19 protein-coding genes and 1 pseudogene are annotated in these 19,599 nt (G+C 70.2%); 11 read left to right on the forward strand and 9 right to left on the reverse strand.

The annotated features are described in order from the left end of the window. Positions 1–42: 42 nt before the first annotated feature. Positions 43–834: pseudogene (locus IEY26_RS09165) on the reverse strand (hypothetical protein); the annotation flags it as partial. A 187-nt stretch (positions 835–1,021) separates the two neighbouring features. Here IEY26_RS09165 and IEY26_RS09170 point away from each other — a divergent pair. From IEY26_RS09170 to IEY26_RS09180, 3 genes are all read left to right on the forward strand, one after another. Then, positions 1,022–1,288, forward strand: a complete 267-nt coding sequence (locus tag IEY26_RS09170) for a DUF7571 family protein (protein WP_188978160.1) — start codon at positions 1,022–1,024, stop codon at positions 1,286–1,288. Positions 1,289–1,575: 287 nt separating this feature from the next. Next, positions 1,576–2,595, forward strand: a complete 1,020-nt coding sequence (locus IEY26_RS09175) for a carbohydrate kinase family protein (protein ID WP_188978928.1) — start codon at positions 1,576–1,578, stop codon at positions 2,593–2,595. A 173-nt stretch (positions 2,596–2,768) separates the two neighbouring features. After that, positions 2,769–3,392 (forward strand): class I SAM-dependent methyltransferase, encoded by a 624-nt coding sequence (locus tag IEY26_RS09180; protein WP_188978162.1) that lies wholly within the window; start codon positions 2,769–2,771, stop codon positions 3,390–3,392. A gap of 18 nt (positions 3,393–3,410) precedes the next feature. On the opposite strand, the gene IEY26_RS09185 is transcribed toward IEY26_RS09180, so the two are convergent. Both IEY26_RS09185 and IEY26_RS09190 read right to left on the reverse strand, forming a co-directional pair. Beyond that, on the reverse strand, positions 3,411–4,319 hold the full coding sequence (locus tag IEY26_RS09185; protein WP_188978164.1) for a TIGR03571 family LLM class oxidoreductase: 909 nt from the start codon (positions 4,317–4,319) through the stop codon (positions 3,411–3,413). Between the two features lie 290 nt (positions 4,320–4,609). After that, positions 4,610–5,332, reverse strand: a complete 723-nt coding sequence (locus tag IEY26_RS09190; protein ID WP_188978930.1) for a hypothetical protein — start codon at positions 5,330–5,332, stop codon at positions 4,610–4,612. 232 nt (positions 5,333–5,564) lie between these two features. Here IEY26_RS09190 and IEY26_RS09195 point away from each other — a divergent pair, with 232 nt between their 5' ends. Beyond that, positions 5,565–6,926 (forward strand): diaminobutyrate--2-oxoglutarate transaminase, encoded by a 1,362-nt coding sequence (locus IEY26_RS09195; RefSeq protein WP_188978166.1) that lies wholly within the window; start codon positions 5,565–5,567, stop codon positions 6,924–6,926. Continuing rightward, entirely contained in the window at positions 6,923–8,404 is a 1,482-nt protein-coding gene (locus tag IEY26_RS09200) for a pyridoxal phosphate-dependent decarboxylase family protein (RefSeq protein ID WP_188978168.1), read from the forward strand. The genes IEY26_RS09195 and IEY26_RS09200 overlap by 4 nt, the downstream gene beginning before the upstream one ends. Here the strand turns inward: IEY26_RS09200 and IEY26_RS09205 are convergent. Genes IEY26_RS09205 through IEY26_RS09215 form a run of 3 tightly spaced genes read right to left on the reverse strand, consistent with a single transcriptional unit; the run spans position 8,397 to position 10,543 of the window. Beyond that, entirely contained in the window at positions 8,397–8,735 is a 339-nt protein-coding gene (locus tag IEY26_RS09205; protein WP_188978170.1) for a hypothetical protein, read from the reverse strand. The two genes, IEY26_RS09200 and IEY26_RS09205, sit on opposite strands and share 8 nt — an antisense overlap. Further along, the gene (locus tag IEY26_RS09210) at positions 8,732–9,742 is read right to left on the reverse strand and encodes a DUF7490 domain-containing protein (protein ID WP_188978178.1); all 1,011 of its coding nucleotides are present in this window, start codon (positions 9,740–9,742) and stop codon (positions 8,732–8,734) included. The genes IEY26_RS09205 and IEY26_RS09210 overlap by 4 nt, the downstream gene beginning before the upstream one ends. 45 nt (positions 9,743–9,787) lie before the next feature. Further along, a complete protein-coding gene (locus IEY26_RS09215; protein WP_188978179.1) occupies positions 9,788–10,543 on the reverse strand; it encodes a DUF2797 domain-containing protein in 756 nt (251 codons plus the stop codon). Positions 10,544–10,711: 168 nt separating this feature from the next. Here IEY26_RS09215 and IEY26_RS09220 point away from each other — a divergent pair, with 168 nt between their 5' ends. Genes IEY26_RS09220 through IEY26_RS09235 form a run of 4 tightly spaced genes read left to right on the forward strand, consistent with a single transcriptional unit; the run spans position 10,712 to position 14,602 of the window. Beyond that, positions 10,712–11,347: a Yip1 family protein gene (locus IEY26_RS09220; RefSeq protein WP_188978181.1), complete on the forward strand. Its 636-nt coding sequence runs from the start codon at positions 10,712–10,714 to the stop codon at positions 11,345–11,347. Beyond that, a complete protein-coding gene (locus IEY26_RS09225; protein WP_188978183.1) occupies positions 11,344–12,810 on the forward strand; it encodes a CARDB domain-containing protein in 1,467 nt (488 codons plus the stop codon). The genes IEY26_RS09220 and IEY26_RS09225 overlap by 4 nt, the downstream gene beginning before the upstream one ends. Continuing rightward, positions 12,797–13,471, forward strand: a complete 675-nt coding sequence (locus IEY26_RS09230; RefSeq protein ID WP_188978185.1) for an ABC transporter ATP-binding protein — start codon at positions 12,797–12,799, stop codon at positions 13,469–13,471. Before IEY26_RS09225 ends, IEY26_RS09230 begins: the two co-directional genes overlap by 14 nt. Continuing rightward, on the forward strand, positions 13,472–14,602 hold the full coding sequence (locus IEY26_RS09235) for an ABC transporter permease (RefSeq protein ID WP_188978187.1): 1,131 nt from the start codon (positions 13,472–13,474) through the stop codon (positions 14,600–14,602). It begins immediately after the preceding gene. 4 nt (positions 14,603–14,606) lie between these two features. Here IEY26_RS09235 and IEY26_RS09240 read toward each other — a convergent pair whose 3' ends face one another. Both IEY26_RS09240 and IEY26_RS09245 read right to left on the reverse strand, forming a co-directional pair. Then, a complete protein-coding gene (locus IEY26_RS09240) occupies positions 14,607–15,023 on the reverse strand; it encodes a hypothetical protein (protein ID WP_188978188.1) in 417 nt (138 codons plus the stop codon). Between the two features lie 143 nt (positions 15,024–15,166). Continuing rightward, a complete protein-coding gene (locus IEY26_RS09245) occupies positions 15,167–15,748 on the reverse strand; it encodes a peroxidase-related enzyme (protein ID WP_188978191.1) in 582 nt (193 codons plus the stop codon). 93 nt (positions 15,749–15,841) lie between these two features. Between IEY26_RS09245 and IEY26_RS09250 the strand changes: the two genes are divergently transcribed. Continuing rightward, a complete protein-coding gene (locus tag IEY26_RS09250) occupies positions 15,842–17,854 on the forward strand; it encodes an alpha/beta hydrolase family protein (protein WP_188978193.1) in 2,013 nt (670 codons plus the stop codon). Positions 17,855–17,900: 46 nt separating this feature from the next. Next, complete coding sequence (locus tag IEY26_RS09255) at positions 17,901–18,572, forward strand: SOS response-associated peptidase (RefSeq protein WP_188978195.1); 672 nt, start codon at positions 17,901–17,903, stop codon at positions 18,570–18,572. Here the strand turns inward: IEY26_RS09255 and IEY26_RS09260 are convergent. Beyond that, positions 18,569–19,579 carry a succinylglutamate desuccinylase/aspartoacylase family protein gene (locus tag IEY26_RS09260; RefSeq protein WP_188978197.1) on the reverse strand — a complete coding sequence of 337 codons (1,011 nt, stop codon included), beginning with the start codon at positions 19,577–19,579 and terminating at the stop codon, positions 18,569–18,571. The two genes, IEY26_RS09255 and IEY26_RS09260, sit on opposite strands and share 4 nt — an antisense overlap. Positions 19,580–19,599 lie beyond the last annotated feature (20 nt).

Here is a 19,599-nt window from a genome sequence, read left to right on the forward strand (position 1 = left end):
CGCGCGAGTACGCTGCCAGGTCGAGAACGTCGCCGCTTACGCTGCGAACTCCAAGTTCGAGTGTTTGTACGTGTAGAGTTTGATGTCTTGGTCGTCGCAGTACGACGCGAGTTTCGCGGAGTGAATGGTTTCCCAGTTCCCAGGTCCCTCCTCCAAGTGACCGGGGAACGCGACGTTGACTGCTTCTTCTTCCATCGTGTTCCCGTAGATGCTGGCTTCCGTCTCGGGTGGGAGGACTTCGACGACGACGGCGGGGTCGCCGCGGTGGTCTTCTTTCTTCTCGACGCGGTCGCCCGGTGAGAAGGGATTCTCCGGCATCTGGTTCAGGTGGGCGGTGTTGGGTCCGAGGTCGATGAGTTCGTTCATCGGGCTCGCGGCGATCGGTTCGAGCTTCGCCGGCGTCTCGCCGGTGTATTTTCCTTCCATCTCGACCTTCGTGGTGAGGCTCTGGACCCACTCCCAGCCGAGGAGGATTAACGCGTCCTCGTTGTCCCGGTGCCACACCATGACGATGATGTCGTCGTCGGAGTCGTTCTCGACGAGGGCATGCGGAGTGAACGCGGAGATGTCCCTCGACGTCTTGACGTCGACGTCGTAGTCGAAGATTTCGAAGTCGTACGCGGAGAAGCTCTCCGGGTTGCATCGACGGATCGCCGCCTCGTTCATCCACGTCCACATCTCGGCGGGGAGGTATTCGCGGCAGAACCGCTCGAAGGCGATTTCGCCGAGGTTCCCGATGCGTTTCCGGTCGAGCTCGTCGCCCTCACAGCCTTGCAGCAGTGCTTGGTGGTGTGCGCGTTCGGCGTCGATTTCGTCTGGCTCGAACCGATACATGCACTAGTCGAGACAGGTGTGCGTATTGAACGTTTACCCGTCTCGCGACGACCGGAATCAGACCGTGATGGTGACCCGATTCGACGTCGACGAGGCGTATTCGGTGGTTCGAGAGCGGGTTCCGTGTGGCGGTTTCCTCGGAAGACAAGTATTTGTGCCGTGGTCACAATTGTCTAGGTGCATCGCTATGAAACCGTGTCAGAACTGTCGGGCGGTCATCGACGAGTACATCTTGGACAAAGAACTCGAACCGCTGCGGGATTTAACGGTCGACGACTTCAACGTCTGTGCGGACTGCGTAACGGTCGTGGCGGATGCGTGCGTGGAGTGCGGCGGTGCGGTGTACGTGCCGCGCGGGGAGTCGGTGACGCCGGAGTACTGCCCGGCGTGCCGCGCGGACACCATCGAGCGAACCGGCCACGACCCGGGCTGGCACCGCTCGGTGTCGATCTGAACGAACGGGACGCGAAACGGAACGGGACGTGCGACTCGACGGGACGTGTGACTCGACGGAGCGTACGACGCGATGCGGTGTGTTGCGACGCGGACTGTTGCGGTTCGGCCGCTGCGATACGGGCTGTTGCGGTTCGGTCGTTGCGGTGCGGGACGGTGCGGCGCGGTTTCGCCGATTCTTTTGGCGTCGTCGACGCGCCTGACGGGGCGAGTTGGAGCGTCCGCTGTGGGGCGCGAGCGCGGCGAGTGCACGGGGTGCTAAGTACGGCTTCGTCCTGTGTGGGAGTGATGGATGGCGCGTCGGGGTTCGTGGCTGGTGAGACGTTGATCGATCTGTTCCCGTCGGCGTCGGGGCCGCTGACGTCGGTGTCGGGGTTCGAGCACCGGCCGGGCGGTGCGCCGGCGAACGTCGCGGTGGGGGTGGCGGCGCTCGACGACGCGCCGGGATTCTGGACGGTGTTGGGGGACGACGCGTTCGCGGCGTTTCTGTCGTCGACGCTCGACGACCACGGAGTCCCGGGCGAGTTCGTGGAGCGAACCGAGGGGAAGACGGCGTTGGCGGTGGTGACGCGGGAGGCGGACGCGGAGCGGTCGTTCTCCTTCTACGCGGAGGGGACGGCGACGTTCGATTTCGACGCGGCAGCGCTCCCAGTGAGTGCGTTCGAGGAGCGGGAGTGGGTGCACGTCGGCGGGGTGGCGCTGGCGGACGAGGCGAGTCGCGCGGCGACGCTCGCGGTCGTGGAGCGCGCGCGAGACGCGGGGTGTGTGGTGTCGTTCGACCCGAACGCCCGCGCGGAGCTGTGGCGGGACGCCGCGACGGCGGAGCGCGTGCTCGGGGAGGCGGTCGCGGCGGCGGACGTGGTGTTCTGTAGCGCGGACGACCTCGCGCTGCTGGGCGTCGACACGGACGCGGCGCGCGAACGCCCGGCGCGCACGGCGCGAGGCCTCCTCGAACGCGGCCCGGAGACGGTCTTCCTGACGCGCGGGAGCGAGGGCGCGACGGCGGCGACGCGCACGGCGAACGAAGGGAACGCGGGCGACGGCGGCCGTTCGAGCGATGGCAGTGGGTCAGTAGTGGTGTCGGAGCCGGCGTTCGCGGTGGACGCGGTGGATACGACGGGTGCGGGGGACGCGTTCACGGCGGCGGCGTTGACGCGGTACGAGCCGGGCGCGGGCGCGTCGGCCCTGCGGGAGGTGGTGCGGTACGCGAACGCGGTGGCGGCGTTAGCGACGACGGCGACAGGCGCGATGGGCGCGATACCGACGCCGGAGCGCGTAGAGCGTTTCCTCGACGATTCGGGCCGGTAAAGCCCGCGGCGGCTACCGCTTCAGCGACCGCGTCCGCGTCGGCGGCTCCCCGTCCAACTCCGCGCTCCGTCGCCACCATCCTCGGCATCGTCGCCTTCTGGGGCCCGCACGGACTCCACTCGGCGAATCGTCGCCACCCCGCGACCTAACTGCGCGCCCGCCCTTCTCTCGGTATGCACGACCACGGTGACCACGAGCACAGCCACGACCACGGCGGGGACGGCGACGGTTTCGACGAGGAGATGCACGACGTCGACTGGGGTCGGGTGCGAGAGCGCCAGGTCGCGCGCGGCGAGCACGTCGAGACCTGGTTCGACGACGCCGGTATCGACGCCGGCGACGACGTCCTCGAAGTCGGCTGCGGGCCCGGCTACGTCACGGAACGCCTCGCGGAGCGCGTCGGCGAGGACGGCCGGGTGGTGGCGTTCGACCGCCAGCTCGGCGCGCTCGCGTCCTTCACCGGCGACGTCCCGGAGAACGTCTCGCTCGTGCTCGGCGACGCCGAATCGCTCCCCATCGCTCCCTGCGAGCCGGTGACGGCGCTCGTCGCGTACGTCCTCCACCACGCTGACCGCCCCGCGCGCGTTCTCGCCGAACTCGCCGGTGCTCTCCCCTCGGGCTCGCGGGTCTTCGTCGCCGAGTACGCCCCCGACGCCGACAGCGAGGTCGGCCCCCCGACCCACTACCGTATCGCCGCCGGAACCATCGACGGGTGGCTCGCCGACGCCGGCTTCGACGTCACCGACGAGTTCGGCTACGAGAACGCGACCTACGCCTACCTCGCGAGCGTCGCGTAGGCAGCGCCCGCCACTCCGTCACCGCTCCGCGAGCACGTCGCGCGCGAACCGTTCGAGTTCGCGTTCGGGGTCGCCGCCGAGGGAGACGACGACGTGGTCGACGCCCCACGCGTCGAGGTCGTCGAAGTAGTCGCGGAGCCAGCGCGCGCCGGCGCGGTAGCCCTGATTGACGCGCGTCATTCCCTCGGTCTCGTCGGCGGCGAGGTCGACGCCGAGCGCCATCGCGAAGGGCGCGCCGCCGCTCGCCGCCCGCCAGTCGTCGAGGAAGGACTGGAGCGTATCAGGGGGGAGGTGGTAGAAGAGCCAGGCGTCGCCGTGCGCGCCGAGCCAGTCCACCGATTGGCGGGCGCGCCCGGTGGGGACTATCGGGATTCGCTTTTCGGGTTTCGGTCGGGTGTCGAGCGTGCCGTCCATCGTCCCCCACGAGGTTTCGAGCTCGGGGAAATCAGCGGTCCAGGCGGCGCGAATCACGGTGGCGGCGTCGCGGAACCGCTCGCCTCGCGAGTCCTCGTCGACGCCGAACGCCTCGTACTCGGGCGGGCGGTCGCCGGACGCGACGCCGAGGACGACGCGTCCCCCGGAGAGTCGGTCGAGGGACGCCGCCGCCTTCGCCGCGTGGAGCGGGTGGCGGAGCGCGAGGACGAGGCTTCCCGTCGCCAGCGCGAGGTCGTCCGTTTCTCGCGCCACACGGTCGAGGTAGAGCCACGGGTCGATTCCCTGTCCGAGGTCGTTGAACTTCGGCCAGACGGTGGGGACGTCGCGCGCCCACACCGCCGCGTAGCCGAGGGCTTCCGCTCGCTGGGCGAGTTCGACCTCGCGCGGCATATCGGGGACGCTCTCGTCGAGTTCGCCGAAGGGCGCGCCGACGCCGACGGTCAGGTCGTCGCCGCCGAACACACGCTCGTAGCCCGCGTTCCACTCGCTCACACTCAGGCGTTCGAACGGCTGCGACAAGTCGCGTGTGGTCGCGGAAGAGGTGACACGGGCAGTGGGGACAGCCGGCGAGGCGGTCCACGAGTTACCGCGGGCGGCCCGACCGACGGAGTGGGAAATCGAACGGGGTTCTCGTGGGTGCCGACGGCACGAACGAGCGGCAGCGAGCCGCAGACCGCGAGAGCACGGGGGCTTTCGGAGACGCCGACACCGACGTGACTCTCAGCTGCGGGTAGAAGTGCGGCCGGAGAATCGGTGGATTCCCCAGAAGAGGCGCGCCCGATTCAGAGCGGGAGGCCGCCCCAGCGGAGGTAGACCATGGCGGCGATGATGACGAGCTGGAGGACGCCCTGCACGCCTGATAGTTTGGCGTTGCGGAGGCCGATCCGGCCGATGAGGTCGGTGTCGGGGTCGTCGGAGGTGATCTGGTAGTAGATGCGGACTTCGCCGGGCATGAGGGTGCCGTTGCCGAGGATGGTGAGGAGGGCGATGTCGGCGAGGATGATGAGCATGAGCGGGCTCGTCCACGCGAACGCGCCGAGCGTGGTGTAGAGGAAGGAGCCGCTGCCGAGGACGGCGATGGCGAAGAAGGCGAGCCAGCGCCGATCAGTAAACGCGTCGAACTGGTAGCCGATGGAGAGGAGGGGGAGGGTGGTGGCGGCGGCGGTGAAGAGGGCGAGCCACGGCATGGCGTGCGGGAAGACGCCGAGGTCGAGGGCGAGCGTGATGCCGCCGAACGTGGTGACGACGGCGAGCGTCGGCATGAGGAAGAAGAGTTTCGGGGTGAATCGCTCGAAGACGGCGGCGCGGGCGCGGCCGTCGAGCCCGCCGAGGACGGGGCCGAGGACGAGCGCCATGAAGAGGTCGATGCCCGTCCAGAGCACGCCCGCCATGACGTGCACGTAGGTGAGTTGCTGGAGCGTGCCGGCGAGGGCGGCCGCGAGGAGCGCGGCGACGGGGACGGCGACGACGCCGACGGCGAACGCGGGGTTCGCACGGACGCCCATCCCTCGAATCGTCCCGAGAACGCTGTGACGCATATCTCGACCTCACGGTGATACGTCAAAAGGATTGGGTGTCCGGCAGAGCGTGGGCGGCGGGGAGCGCGAACCCGCGGAGAGCGGCGTGTGAGCGTACCACAGCCGGCAATTCCTTCGAGTGGCGACAGCCCTTACCCCGATAGGGCGGTATCCGGGGTATGACCACGCACCAGCGACAGCGAACGCGGGAGGGCGAGCGATGACGTACGAGGGCGTCGGGAACGCCGAGCTCCTCGACCAGCAGGCGGCGCGCGAGTCGAACGCGCGCACCTACCCCCGGCACCTGCCGTTCGCCATCGACGAGGCGCGGGGCGTCGAAGTGACGGACATGGACGGGGACACCTACTACGACTGCCTCGCGGGCGCGGGAACGCTCGCGCTCGGCCACAACCACCCCGTCGTCGTCGAGGCGATGGAGTCGGCGCTGGAGCAGGACCGGCCGATTCACACGCTCGACATCACGACGCCCACGAAGGAGGCGTTCGTCGACTCGCTGCTGGAGAGCCTCCCGGACGACTTCTCGGAGACCGCGAAGGTCCAGTTCTGCGGGCCGGCGGGGACGGACGCCATCGAGGCCGCGTTGAAGCTCGTGAAGACCGCGACGGGGAACGACGACGTGCTCGCGTTCCGCGGGGCCTACCACGGGATGACGAACGGCGCGCTCTCCATGATGGGGGATACGCACGCGAAGGAGGGGCTCTCGAACCTGATGCCGGGCGTCCAGCACCTCCCCTACCCCTACGAGTACCGGAGCCCGTTCGGGAGCGCGGGCGACGCCGACGGCGCGCTCGCTGCAGAGTACGTCGAGCGCCTCCTCGACGACCCCGGGCGCGGCTTCACGGACCCGGCGGGGCTCTTCGTGGAGCTCGTGCAGGGCGAGGGCGGCGCGGTGCCCGCGCCGGACGCGTGGACGCGGGAGATTCGGCGCATCACGCGAGAGCGCGACATCCCGATGGTCGTCGACGAGATTCAGACCGGGCTCGGGCGAACGGGCGAAACGTACGCGTTCGAGCACGCGGACGTCACGCCGGACGCGGTGACGCTCTCGAAGGCGGTGGGCGGCGGGCTGCCGCTCGCCGTCGTCGTCTACGACGAGTCCCTCGACGTCTGGGAGCCGGGCGCGCACGCCGGGACGTTCCGGGGGAACCAGCTCGCGATGGCGGCCGGCGAGGCGACCATCGACTACGTCCTCGAAAACGACCTCGACGAGCACGCCGACGCGATGGGCGCGCTCCTCCGCGAGGAGTACTTAGAGCCGCTCGCGGAGCGCTTCGACGCGGTCGGTGACGTCCGCGGGCGCGGCCTGATGCTCGGCGTCGAGTTCGTGGACGCGGACGCGGACGCGGATAGCGCTGGCGCGCGCCCGGCGGACGACGACCTCGCCGACCGAGTGCGGACCGAGGCGTTCGAGCGCGGGCTCGTCGTCGAGCTCGGCGGGCGCGGCGGGTCGACGGCGCGCTTTCTCCCGCCGCTCGTCGTCGACCGCGAGCAGACGACGGACATCGGGCAGATATTCACGGAGGCGGTCGAGGCCGCGGTGAACGCGGAGGGGTCGGCGTGACCCGCGAGCACGACCGGCAGTTCCTGGGGACGCCCGCGGGCGACGCGGCGTACCGGGAGGCCGTGGAGCGAGCGCGCGAGCTCGCGCTCGACGCGGCAAACAGTGAAAAGCCGTTCTCGGGCGCGGAGCCGGCGGCCATCCGGGACGCGCTCCCCGAGGACGTGCTCCCGGAGTCCGGCGTCGGGCTGGACGCGGCGCTCGACGAGGTCGCCGAGGACGTGCTCGCGCACACGGTGAACGTCTCGCACCCGCGGACGGCCGCACACCTCCACACGCCGCCCTCGGTACCGGGACTGGCGGCGGAGACCCTGGTGGCGGCCACGAATCAGTCGCTCGACTCCTACGACCAGAGCGGCGCGGCGACCGTCGTCGAACAGCGCCTCGTCGAATCACTCCTCGACCTCTACGACCTCCCCGAGTCCGGCGACGGCGTGGTGACGAGCGGCGGGACGCAGTCGAACTTCCAAGCGCTCCTGCTCGCGCGCGACCGCCACCTCGCCGAAGCGTTCGACCACGACGTCCAGAAATCCGGCCTCCCCCCGGCGGCGAGCGATCTTCGTGTACTCTGCTCGGCGGAAGCCCACTTTACCACTGAGCAGTCCGCCCACCACCTCGGCCTCGGCCACGACGCCGTCGTCACGGTCGACACCGACGAGAACCACCGGATGGACGTGGACGCGCTCGACGCCGCCATCGACCGCCTCGAAGCCGACGGGAAGTCGGTCTTCGCCGTCGTGGGGACGGCGGGGACGACGGACTTCGGCGCGGTCGACCCGCTGGACGCGGTGGCGGAGCGCGCCGCGGCCGCGGGCGCGTGGTTCCACGTGGACGCCGCGTTCGGCGGCGCGCTCGCCCTCACCGAGGACGCCGACCGCCTCGCGGGCGTAGAGCGCGCGGACTCAGTGTCCGCGGACTTCCACAAGCTCTTCTTCCAGCCCATCAGCGCGGGCGCACTCCTCCTCGGGGACGCTGCCGACTTCGCGCACGCCGCGCGGAACGACGACTACCTCAACCCCGCGGACTCCGCGCTCCCGAACCTCGTGTCGAAGTCGACGCAGACGACGCGGCGGTTCGACGCGCTCAAACCCTACCTCGCGTTCCGTGCGCTCGGCCGCGACGGCCTCGGCGGCCTCGTCGACGCGGTCCGGCAGACCGCGAACCGCGCCGCGACGCTCCTCGACGCCGCCGACGACTTCACGCTCCTCGCCGAGCCCTCCATCAACACCGTGCTCTTCCGATACGACCCCGGCGCGCTCTCTGACGACGCGCTCGACGAACTGAACACGGCGACGCGAGAAGCGCTCTTCCGCGACGGCCGCGCCGTCCTCGCACGCACCGAAGTCGGCGGCGTCGAAGCGCTCAAGCTCACGCTGATGAACCCGCGGACGACGCTCGACGACGTCGCCGACGTCCTCGACCTCGTCCGGGAGGTCGGCCGCGACATCGCCGTCGACCTCGAAGCGGCGACGACTACCTGAGCGCGTCCGCGCGGTCCACGAGCCGGGAGGCGACGAGGCCGGCGATGCAGAGGACGACGAGGTCGAACGCCGCGTTGAAGAGCGGCTGGTACTCGTCGGCGATCCAGATGTAGACGGCGTCGTGGATGCTCTGGTACGCGCCGACGACGGCGAAGAGCGCGACGAGCGCGCAGACGCCGACGCCGACCCAGAGGAGCACGCGACGCGCACGGGTCCCCATCGACCCCGCGTCCGACGCCTCGTCTTCGTCGCTCTCGGCGCGCTCGACGGCCGCCTCGGGGTCGCGGTCAGCGGTCTCGGTCTCGTTTCCGTTCCCGGTCTGGTCGCTCATGCGGACCACCTCCGGACGGCGAGGAGCGCGCCGAGGACGCCGGCGAGCGCGGCGAGTGCGCCGAAGCCGGGCGTGGACGTCGAGGTCGTCGTCTGGTAGCCGTCACCGGCGCTCGCGCCGCCCGACTTCTCGGTGGTCTCGAAGTCCGATACCTGCAGGCCGACGTCGCGTTGGGTTTCGTTCACTGAGATCGTCTCCGTGGGGTCGAGGTTCGCCGCGGTGCGCGTGCTGCCGACGATGACGCCGTCCTTCCAGAGCACGGCGTCGAGGTAGTAGTTGTACTCGGAGGGGACGGTGAGCGTCGTCGACGGCGTCACGGTGTGACCGGGCGGGATCTGGCCGACGCGGACGCTCCCGCGGTCGGCGACGATGTTCGAGTCCGCCTGGCGCGCGACGAAGGTCACGCGGACGTCGCCGGCGTTCCCACCGGTGTTGGTGAGGTAGGCGGAGACGTTCAGCGTCGTCCGGTCCTCTCCGGCCTCCTCGACGGCGAAGGAAACAGCCGGGAGATTTCCGGCGGGGTCGAAGCGGTGGAACTCGACGGGCGTCCGGGCGTAGGTGGGCGTGAGCGACCCCATGCCTTCGACGGTCTTCGCGCCGGACGCGACGCGCGAGCCGTTCCGGTAGAGGAGGGTTTCGAGGCGGTAGCCGCCGGCGCGTTCGACGGTGAGGTGGCCGGTGGCGTTCACTTCGCGGTCGCCGGCGACGGTGCCGAGGTCGCGGCTGGCGGTCGCGGCGACGAACCCGGTGTCGGTGTCGACGGCGCGGTAGCGGACGGTGACGTTCTCCGTCGGACCGCCGCGGTGTTGGAGGTAGGTGGTGACGGCGAGCGTGGCGTTCGCGCCGGCGGTTCCGTCGGGCGTGACGGTGACTTCGGCGAGGCCGATTCGGCCGGGCGGTTCGCTCCGGTCGGGGCCGCTGACGGCACCGGGGAGGGCGAGCGCGCCGGCGGCGGCGAGGAGGACGATGCCGACGGCGACGCCGGCGAGGACAACATCCCGATTCATATCGGAAAATCGAAAGCACTCGGTAAGTGTCTTCTGCAGGACCGGTCAGTCGAACGCGGCGAGACTCGACTGGCGGTCGGCGGTCGCGCCGCCCGCGTCGAGGTCGTAGCCGACGAGGTCGCGCATGTCGACGGCGTACGTCGTCCCGGCGTCGTCAACAAGGAGGACGCGCCCCTTCGTGCCGCGGACTGTGCCGGACGCGAGCGTCTCGGGGACGGGCGCGCTCGCGAGGTCGAGGCCGTAGTCGAAGTCGAACGTCTCGATGGGGTCGTAGGGCGCGACGAAGTCCGCCCACGCCGCGTCGTCGAAGGGCGCGCCGAACCCCCGAATCTTCCGGGGGACGCGCACGCGGTCGCGGACCGTCTCCGCGATGCCCGCCTCGATCTCGCGGGCGCGTTTGCCCGTGTCGACGGTGCGAATGTGCGCCGCGCGGTCCGCGCCCTGCTCCCGCAACCGCGTCTCCAGCCGCCACGACCGGGTGACGCCGACCTTCCACGTGTCGGGCGCGAACCCCGCGAGATACACGGCGTGCTCCTCGTAGCAGTCCATCTCGTCCTTCAGGCAGTCGCCGGTGCATTTCGCGCAGACCCACGTCGAGGCGTGATCGAGGCAGTAGGGCGCGCGCTCGGCGTCGCAGGCGACGTGGTGGCCGCCCTGCATCGTCCCGGCGCAGCGGCGCTCGCCGAGGCCGTAGTCGAGTTCCGCGCCGGGCGCGAGCGAAATCATCCGCACGCCGTCGTCGTCGACGACGAGGCACGCCTGCCCCTCCACCGCGGCCGTCTCGTACCCGATGACCTGCACGGCCTCGCGTAGGCGCGGACGGGCTAAAGCCGTACTGCTCCACCGGCCGCGGGGCGCGACTCGACGCGCTCCGCCGGAGCAGCCCGACGGAGCGGTATGGCGGATGAACGGGGGAGAACGGGAGTCAGGTTGGCTTACTTAGAAGTAGCCGGGGGGCCGAGAGGGAGTATGTTCAGGGCACTCGTGGACCCGAACGCGTTCTTCGGGGAGCGCGCCGGGGACCCCTCGTTGCGGCGGCCGGCGCTCGTCGTCGCGACCGTCGCGGTTATCGGAACGATCTCCGCGGCGTACAGTCTCTCGGTGATGCGCGCACAGCTCCCGGCGGAGGCGCAGGGGCTCGTCACGATAATCCTCGGCGTCGGCGTCGCCGGCTCGCTGCTCGGCCCCTTCATCGGCTGGCTGGTCTTCTCGCTCTTCTACTACTTGATTTCCGGCTTCTTCGGCGGCGAAGGGTCGTACCGTGACACGCTCGCCCTAGCGGGGTACGGCTATCTGCCGCGGGTGTTCGGCGCGGTCGTCGCGCTCGCGCTCACCGTCGTCCTCTACCAGACCGTGCCGCCGACCGGCAACTATCAGACGTACGCGGCGGCCATCGCGGCGAGCCCGTACACGAAGCTCTCGACGGTACTCGGCTGGGTGTTCCTCGTCTGGCAGGGCTTCCTGACGACGTACGCCGTGAAACACGCGCGCTCGGTCTCGTTCCGCGACGCCGCCATCTCGGTCTGGGTGCCGGTCGGCCTCTACCTCCTCGTCTCCGTCGCCGGATTCGCCCTCCAGTTCATCGGATTCGGAGGGACGCCATGAGGACGCGGAAGCGCCTCCTGGCGCTCTTCTTCGCGGCGCTCCTCGTCGTTCCGGCGGGCGGCGTCGTCGCCGGCGCGTCCGCGTACGTCTCGGTCTCCGGCGTCACCGTGACGCCGGAGCAGCCCGCGCCGAACGACCTCGTCACGGTGCGCGCGACCGTCCAGAACCTCGGGTCGAGCAGTAGCCCGCTCACCGTCGAGAAAGTCGTGCTCGAACGCACGAACGGCATCGACGTGGCGAGCGAGAAGGACCTCGGAACGCTCTCGCCGGGCGCGACTATCGAGGTCCCGCTCACGACCTCGTTCGGGAACCCGGGGACGAAGCGCCTGCGCGTGAACGTCTACGGCGAGGACGAGAACGGCGAGAACGTCCGCGTCAACTACCCCGTCGTCGTCCAGGTCACCGACGACGACCCGCAGCTCGACATCACGGCACCGAACGCGGTCGCGAACGCGGACACGACCGCGACCGTCACCGTCTCGAACGGCCTCCCCGAGGACGTCCGGAACCTCGAAGTGACGCTCGACGCCGGCGGCGTGACGGTCGAGGAACCGCGGAAGGTCCGCGCCGCCCTCGCGTCGGGACAGACCACGGACTTCGACTTCACCGTCAACGCCGCCGCGCCCGGCGACCACACGCTGAACGCGACGCTCACCTACACGACGGCGGACGGAACGCGGCGGAGCGTCGACCGGCAAGCGACCGTCGAGTTCGAGTCGCTCCGCGACGACGTCGTCGTCGCCGCGGACGCGACGAACGCCGGGAAATCAATCGCCGTACACGTCACGAACCGCGGGAACGCGCCCGTGACGAACGTCACCGTGTCCGCCCTCGCGCCCGACGCGGCGTTCAGCACCGCGTTCGTCGAGACCGTCGCGCCGCGCTCCACGAAGACCGTCGTCGTGAACGCCACGACCATCGAGGGCGACGCGACCGCGACCGTCCGGGCGAGCTACGACATCGGCGAGCGCAGCGCGGCCTCGGAGACGACCGCGGACGTGAGCGCGAACCCCGCGACGCTCACTCTCACCGGCCTGAACGTCGAGGAAGAGGACGGGAAGCTCCACGTGACGGGGAGCGCGAGCAACCTCGGGCTCGCGGCCGCGAACAGCGTCGTCGTCAGCGTCATCCCCGCGAAGGGCGTCGAGCCCGCCTACCCCGGCCGGGAGTACTTCGTCGGGACCGTGCCGGCGAGCGACTTCGTCACCTTCGACGTCTACGCGCGCGTCGACGCGAACGCGACGTCGATTCCGCTCCGCGTGACCTACCTCGCGGACGGCCACGAGCGCACGGAGACCGTCGAAGCACCCATCGAGGGCGCGACGGCGTCGACGCCGCCGGACGAGTCGACCGACAGCGAGGGCGGCGGGTGGCTCGTCCCCGCGCTCGTCGGCCTCGTGGTCGTGGCGCTCGTCGGCGCGGCCGTCGCTCTCGCGTGGAGGAACAGCCGTGGGAGCGAGTAGCCCGCCCGTCCTCGAGACGCGCGACCTCGGTCGGCGCTACGAGAGCCGCGGCGAGACCGTGGACGCGCTGAAGGGCATCGACTTCCGAATCGAGCGCGGCGAGTTCGTCTCCATCATCGGCCCCTCGGGGTCGGGGAAGTCGACGTTCCTCAACATGCTCGGCCTCCTCGACGAGCCGACCTCGGGGGAGGTCCTCCTGAACGGGGAGGACGTCAGTCACCTCACGGACCGCGAGCAGACGACCGTGCGAAAGCGCACCATCGGGTTCGTCTTCCAGCAGTTCTACCTCATCGGGACGCTCACCGCGCAGGAGAACGTCGAAGTCCCCCGGCTCTTCGACGACGACCCACAGACGGCAGAGCGCGCCGCCGACCTCCTCGGGCGCGTCGGCCTCGCGAACCGCCGCACGCACCTGCCGAGCGAGCTCTCCGGCGGCCAGAAACAGCGCGTCGCCATCGCGCGCTCCCTCATCAACAACCCGGGCGTCGTCCTCGCCGACGAGCCGACGGGGAACCTCGACCGGAAGACGGGCGAGACCATCCTCGAAGAGTTCACGCGCGTCACCGAGGAAGGCGTCGCCGTCATCGCCGTCACGCACGACGAGAAAGTGAACGATTACGTCGACCGCACGGTCGAAATCGTCGACGGGGAGCTCGCCTGAATGTCGAAGACCCGCTTCCCAGCGCTCCTCATGGCGCGCCGGAACATCCGCCGTACGCCCCTCCGCTCCGCGCTCGCGGTCCTGGGAATCGTCATCGGGGTCGTCGCCATCGCCAGCCTCGGCGTCTTCGGCGCGACCCTCCAGTACTCCGCGACGAACACGCTCGGCGACTTCGGGAGCGACATCCTCGTCCAACCGAATCAAGCCGAAGGCTTCACCTCCATCAGCGACCGGGACGTCCGCCGGATGGAGCGCGTCGTCACCGACGGCGCGGTCGTCCCGCTCCGCCAGGACCAAGCCGTCGTCTCCTACGGCCGCGAGCGGACGGTCGTCACCGTCTACGGGATGAACAACCCGAGCGCCGCCTTCGCCGCCGAATCCGGGCGGATACCGGATCGGTTCAGGGGCGGCGCGCTCGTCGGCACGAACGCCGCCGAGAACCTCGGCCTCCGCGTCGGCAACACCCTCAACGTCGGCAACCGCTCCTACCGCGTGAACGCCATCCTCGAATCCGGCAGCGGCCTCTCCGTCATCAGCCCCGGGAACGCCGTCATCCTCCCGGTCGGCGAGGTCGACGGCCGCGGCTACGACCAAGTCCTCGTCACCGCGTCCTCCGGCCAGCAGGCCAACGAATCCGCCATGGCGGTCAAAGACGCCGTCAACGGCCGCGAGGAGAAGATCACCGTCTTCGAGTTCGGCTCCATCACCGAGCAGATCGGCTCCTTCTTCGGCATCCTCAACGCCTTCCTGCTCGGAATCGGCTCGATCAGCCTCGTCGTCGCCGGCGTCAGCATCCTCAACGTCATGCTCATGAGCACCGTAGAGCGCCGCGAGGAGATCGGCGTGCTCAGAGCCGTCGGCTACCAGAAACGCGACGTCCTCAAGATCATCCTGGCGGAGGCCGCGCTCCTCGGCGTCGCCGGCGGCCTCGGCGGCGTCGTCCTCTCCGTCGGCGCGGGCCTCGCCATCAACCAGTTCGCCCTCGGCGACCCCCTCTACACGTTCGCCCCCGCGAACCTCGCCTACTTCGCCCTCGCCTTCGCCTTCGGCTTCGGCACCGCGGTCGCATCCGGCTTCTACCCCGCGTGGAAGGCCGCGAACCTCAACCCCGTCGAAGCCCTCCGCCGGTAGCCCCTCAGGGCTCCCCGCGGAGGTAGTCGTCCCGCGTCCGCATATCCGCGTAGAGGTCTGCGAGCACGTGCGCGTAGAGCGTCACCGCCGTCGCCACCGCCCAGTACGCGTCCACCGCCCAGCAGAGGGCGACGAGGACGCCGCCGAGCAGGTGGTGACTGAGCAGTCGCTGGTCGCGCCAGAGGTCGCCGCGGCCGAAGATGGACGCCGGATCCCGGACGATCAGCGTGGGGTCGCGGAGCACCCGCCGCGCGTTCCGCCAGTCACCCCGGTTCAGCCGCGCGACGAGGAAGTGGTCGACGTCGATTCCCACGCCGAGCGCGACCGCCCACGCCCAGACGAACAGCGGGTGCGCCGGCGCGGCGACCGCCAGCGGCACACCCACCGCCGCGGAGACGACCGCGTGGTCTCGCGAGTACACCCCGACATCTCGCCCGCACGCCCCCAAATAGGTTCACGTCCGCTCGGGACACTCAACCGGAACACCACGCCAATCGCGCTCGGCGTCGAGCGGAAAGTGAACGGAGCGGAGCGATGGCCGTCGAATCACGACGGGTCGCGGGGTCAGTCGCGGCCGAGCGCGTAGAACTCGTCGTTCGGTCGCATTCCGGCGACGGTCGCCATGCGGTTGGAGAGGTTGAAGAAGGCGCAGACGGCGGCGACGTCCCAGATTTCTTCGTCGCTCAGTCCGGCTTCGCGGAGGGCCTGGCGGTCGGCGTCGTCGATTCGCTCGACGTCGTTCGTGAGTTTGACGGCGAACGCGACCATCGCCTCCTCGCGCTCGCTGAGGTCGGCGCTCCGGTAGTTGGTGGCGAGCTGGTCGGCGAGCTGCGGGTCGTCGGCGTAGACGCGGAGGAGCGCGCCGTGGGCGACGACGCAGTAGAGGCAGTCGTTCGCCCCCGAAGTCGCGACGATGATCATCTCGACTTCCGCGCGCGTGAGGTCGGTGTCCTCGCAGAGGGCGTCGTAGTAGGCGAAGAAGGGGCGGAAGTGACTCGGCTTGTAGGCGAAGGCGTCGAAGACGTTCGGCGTGAAGCCCGCGCGCTCGGTCTCCTCGGCGATGCGCTCGCGGAGGTCGTCGGGGAGGTCGTCGCGGTCAGGTACGGGAAACGCGGTCATCGCGGGGTCTTCGTCGGCGTCGCTCATACTCGGTGGCGCGCGCGGCACGGTGAAAGGCGTTGTGCCGGTCGGGGGTTCCGCCAGCCAAACCTCCTTGTCGGCGGCGGATGAGGTGCGTGCATGGACCTCTCGAACTACTACGACCTCCGAACGCTGTCGGGTCTCGCGGTGTCGCCGGACGGCGAGCGGGTGGCGTTCACGACGACGGAGTACGACGAAGTCGAGGACGAGCGGGTGTCGGGGCTGTTCGTCGCGCCGGCGGACGGGAGCGGGGAGCCGCATCGGCTGACGCGCGCGTCCGGCGCGGGGTCGCCGGCGTGGAGCCCGGACGGCGAGCGGCTGGCGTTCACGGCGACGCGCGACCGAGACACCGGCATCCGCATCGAGCGCGACGGAGACGAGGAGGAGGGCGAGAACGGGGACGACGAGCCGTCGTCGCAGGTGTGGGTGTTCGACCTCGCGCGCGGCGGGGACGCGCGGCAGGTGACGGAGCGCGACCGCGGCGTCGCCGAGTTCGACTGGAGTCCGGACGGCGAGCGCCTCGTCGTCGCGGCGCGCGACCCGACCGAGGACCAAGAAGCGTATCTCGACGGCGTCGAGGACGGCGAGCCCATCGAGGTGGAGCGCCTCCAGCACAAGCAGGACGGGATGGGGTGGCTGGACGACGTGCGGACCTATCTCTTCGTGGTCGACGTCGAGACGCGCGAGGAGACGCGGCTGGACGAGGCGTACGGGACGGCGGCGGGGACGGACGGCACGTCGCTCAGCCCGGCGTGGGGCGAGTCGGGTATCGCCTTTCTCTCGAAGCGCGAGCGCCGCCCCGACGACCAGAAGGCCGTCGGCCTCTACACGATTCAGCCGGACGGAACGGGGCTCGACCGCGTCACCGGGGACGAGGTGTCGGCGAGCGCGCCGGCGTGGGGGCCGGACGGCGCGCGCCTCGCGTTCGTCGGCGGGAACCCCACGGACTGGTACGAACCGCCCGAAGTCTACGTCACTGGGGAGCGCGGGTACGCGAGCGTCTCCGGCGGTCTCGACCGGCCGGTGGCGCGGTACGCCGGGCTCTCTTGGGTAGATGACGAAACGCTCCTCACCGCGTTCGGCGACGAGGGGCGGACGCGGCTCGCGCTCCTCGACGCCGACGGCGAAGACGAGCCGAGCTGGACGTTCGGCGCGCAGGGCGACTTCGAGAGCGTCCGCCACCTCGGCACGGGCGGGAAAACGGTCGCGCTCTCCGTCACGGACCCGAGCGCGGGCCACGACGCCTACGCGCTCTCTGCGTCCGCACTCGACGACGGCGAGCCGGAGCGGCTCACGCATCTGAATCGGCCGCTCACGCGGGAGACGCCGACGCCGACCTGCGAGGACGTCCGCTGGGAGAACGAGGACGGCGACGAACTCCACGGCTACCTCTACCTCCCGCGAGACTACGACGGCGACGAGGAACTCCCGCTCGTCACGTCGATTCACGGCGGCCCCATCGCGTACGACGACCCGGCGTTCAGCTTCGACACGCTCCACTGGACGACGCAGGGGTACGCGGTCTTCCGGCCGAACTACCGGGGGAGCTCCTCCTACGGCTACGAGTTCTCCGCGGCCATCGCGGGCGAGTGGGGGCCGAAGGAGACGCACGACGTCATCGCGGGCGTCGAGCGCCTCGTCGAGTCGGGCGTCGCCGACGCCGACCGCCTCTTCGCCACCGGCTTCTCCTACGGCGGCATCACGACCGGCTACCTCGTCGCCGAAACCGACATGTTCGCGGCGGGCGCGGCCGAACACGGCCTCTACGACTACCGCTCGGCGTTCGGCACGGACGACTGTCAGAACTGGTGGGAGGCCGACTTCGGCCTGCCGTGGGACGAAGAAGAACAGTACGACGCGTCGTCGAGCATCCGCGACGTCGACCAGATGGAGACGCCGCTCCTCATCACGGCAGGGGAGAGCGACTGGCGGTGTCCGCCGACGCAGTCCGAACAGCTCTACGTCTCCTTGAAGAAACGCGACGTGCCCGCGAAGCTCGTCGTCTACCAGGACGAACATCACGCCATCGGGAGCCCGGACCGCGCCATCCACAGGTTGGAGGCAATCGACGCGTGGTTCGACGAATACGACCCGGAGGCGTCGGCAGAATAGGGGAGACATAGGAACGGCCTTCCGGCCGGCGGTCCGTTATGCCTCTATGTGTGGCCGGTACGCGCTGTATCACGACGCGGAGACGCTGAACGAGCGGTTCGGAGTGTCGAACGCGGGCGACTTCGACGCGACGTACAACGCCGCGCCGTCGGAGACGCTCCCGGTGAAGACGAACGAGCACTCAGACGCGTTTTCGGGGTTCCAGTGGGGGCTCGTGCCGCCGTGGGCGGACGACGACACGAACCCGCCGATCAACGCGCGAGCGGAGACCATCGCGGAGAAGCCGACGTTCGAAGAATCGTATCGCGAGAGGCGGTGTATCGTGCCCGTCTCCGGGTTCTACGAGTGGGCGGACGGCACGCCGTACTACCTCGAACGCGCGGACGGCGAGCCGCTGGGGCTCGCGGGCGTCTGGGCGACGTGGACGCCGGAGACGAAACAGACGGGGCTCGGGGAGTTCGGCTCGGGCGGGCCCTCCGGTGAGGCGGAACCCCGGCACTCGTTCGCGGTGGTGACGACGGAGCCGGCGGGCGTCGTCGCGGACCTCCACCACCGGCAGGCCGTCGTCGTCGAGCCGGAGAACGAGGACGCGTGGCTGCACGGCGACGACCCGCGGGAGCTGTTCGAGCCGTCCGACCCCGGCCTCGTTGCGCGCGAGGTCTCCACGGCCGTGAACGACCCGACGACGGACCACCCGGGGCTCGTCGAGGGCGTTTAGTCGCTCCCGCCGCCGTCCTGGATGCTCTCGGCGATGTCGTCGTCGACGCCGATGAGGTGGCAGACGGGGTGGCCGGGCTGGGCGACGGGGTTCTGGAGGAGGCCGGCGACGATGCCCTGGAAGGGCGCGACGACGTCTTCTTCCTTCGAGGCGAAGTGGTCGGTGACAGTACAGATGGTTTCGCCGGCGGCGACGACGTCGCCGGTGTCGACGGCGAGGTCGACGAGGCCGCCGGCGTTCGAGCGCACCCACGTCTTCTCGCGGTTCGCGTCGACGACGCGCGTCCACGTCGGCTCGACGCGCTCGCCGTCGTACATCCCGAGGTCGGTGAGGACGGATTCGATGCCGGCGAGCGCGCGCGACACGTAGCGGTCTTCGAAGCGGTGGGCTTCCCCCATCTCGACGGTGAGCGTCGGGACGCCGCGCGCGGTGCAGGCCGCGCGGATGGAGTGCCCCTCGTCGCCCGTGCCGACGAGCGTGACGTTCGCGCCGAACGCCTCGTTGAGCCGCGCGACGTCGTCGTTGTCCGTGAGGGAGGCGCGCGTGTGGAACATGGTGGTGCGGCCGCGCGTCGACGTGTGGAAGTCGAGGCCGTAGTCGCAGTGCGAGAGCACGCCGCGGTAGACGGCGTTCGCGATGCGGCTCGCCGGCTGGCCGGCCTCCTTCCCGGGGAAGAACCGGTTGAGGTCTTGGTCGTAGAGCGGGAGGTAGCGCTGCTGTGAGCCGTACGCGGGGACGTTCACGACGTGGACGACGACGAGGACGCCGTCGAGGTCCGCGGGCGCGAACCGCTCGACGGCTTCGTGGGCGACTTTGACGCCGTTGAGCTCGTCGCCGTGGACGGCGGCGGTGAGGAAGACGACGGGGCCGTCGCCGTCGCCGTTCACGACGGTGACGGGAATCTCGATGGGGTCGCCGAGGAAGGACTCGTGCACCGGATAGTACGCGTGGTGGGTCTCGCCCGCGGGGACGTCCTGCCCGCCCCACTCGAACGTGCCGGAGTTCATAGCGGGTGGTCGTCGGGTGA

Origin of the sequence: Halocalculus aciditolerans (genome assembly GCF_014647475.1) — an archaeon.
GTDB classification, from domain to species: Archaea; Halobacteriota; Halobacteria; order Halobacteriales; family Halobacteriaceae; genus Halocalculus; species Halocalculus aciditolerans.

Excerpts from the sequence above, each read along its gene's own strand:
- IEY26_RS09170 (WP_188978160.1), top strand. The coding sequence starts at position 1,022 with ATGAAACCGTGTCAGAACTGTCGGGCGGTCATCGACGAGTACATCTTG.
- IEY26_RS09175 (WP_188978928.1), top strand. The coding sequence starts at position 1,576 with ATGGATGGCGCGTCGGGGTTCGTGGCTGGTGAGACGTTGATCGATCTG.
- IEY26_RS09180 (WP_188978162.1), top strand. The coding sequence starts at position 2,769 with ATGCACGACCACGGTGACCACGAGCACAGCCACGACCACGGCGGGGAC.
- IEY26_RS09190 (WP_188978930.1), bottom strand. The coding sequence starts at position 5,332 with ATGGGCGTCCGTGCGAACCCCGCGTTCGCCGTCGGCGTCGTCGCCGTC.
- IEY26_RS09195 (WP_188978166.1), top strand. The coding sequence starts at position 5,565 with ATGACGTACGAGGGCGTCGGGAACGCCGAGCTCCTCGACCAGCAGGCG.
- IEY26_RS09205 (WP_188978170.1), bottom strand. The coding sequence starts at position 8,735 with ATGAGCGACCAGACCGGGAACGGAAACGAGACCGAGACCGCTGACCGC.
- IEY26_RS09210 (WP_188978178.1), bottom strand. The coding sequence starts at position 9,742 with ATGAATCGGGATGTTGTCCTCGCCGGCGTCGCCGTCGGCATCGTCCTC.
- IEY26_RS09220 (WP_188978181.1), top strand. The coding sequence starts at position 10,712 with ATGTTCAGGGCACTCGTGGACCCGAACGCGTTCTTCGGGGAGCGCGCC.
- IEY26_RS09225 (WP_188978183.1), top strand. The coding sequence starts at position 11,344 with ATGAGGACGCGGAAGCGCCTCCTGGCGCTCTTCTTCGCGGCGCTCCTC.
- IEY26_RS09235 (WP_188978187.1), top strand. The coding sequence starts at position 13,472 with ATGTCGAAGACCCGCTTCCCAGCGCTCCTCATGGCGCGCCGGAACATC.
- IEY26_RS09245 (WP_188978191.1), bottom strand. The coding sequence starts at position 15,748 with ATGAGCGACGCCGACGAAGACCCCGCGATGACCGCGTTTCCCGTACCT.
- IEY26_RS09250 (WP_188978193.1), top strand. The coding sequence starts at position 15,842 with ATGGACCTCTCGAACTACTACGACCTCCGAACGCTGTCGGGTCTCGCG.
- IEY26_RS09255 (WP_188978195.1), top strand. The coding sequence starts at position 17,901 with ATGTGTGGCCGGTACGCGCTGTATCACGACGCGGAGACGCTGAACGAG.
- IEY26_RS09260 (WP_188978197.1), bottom strand. The coding sequence starts at position 19,579 with ATGAACTCCGGCACGTTCGAGTGGGGCGGGCAGGACGTCCCCGCGGGC.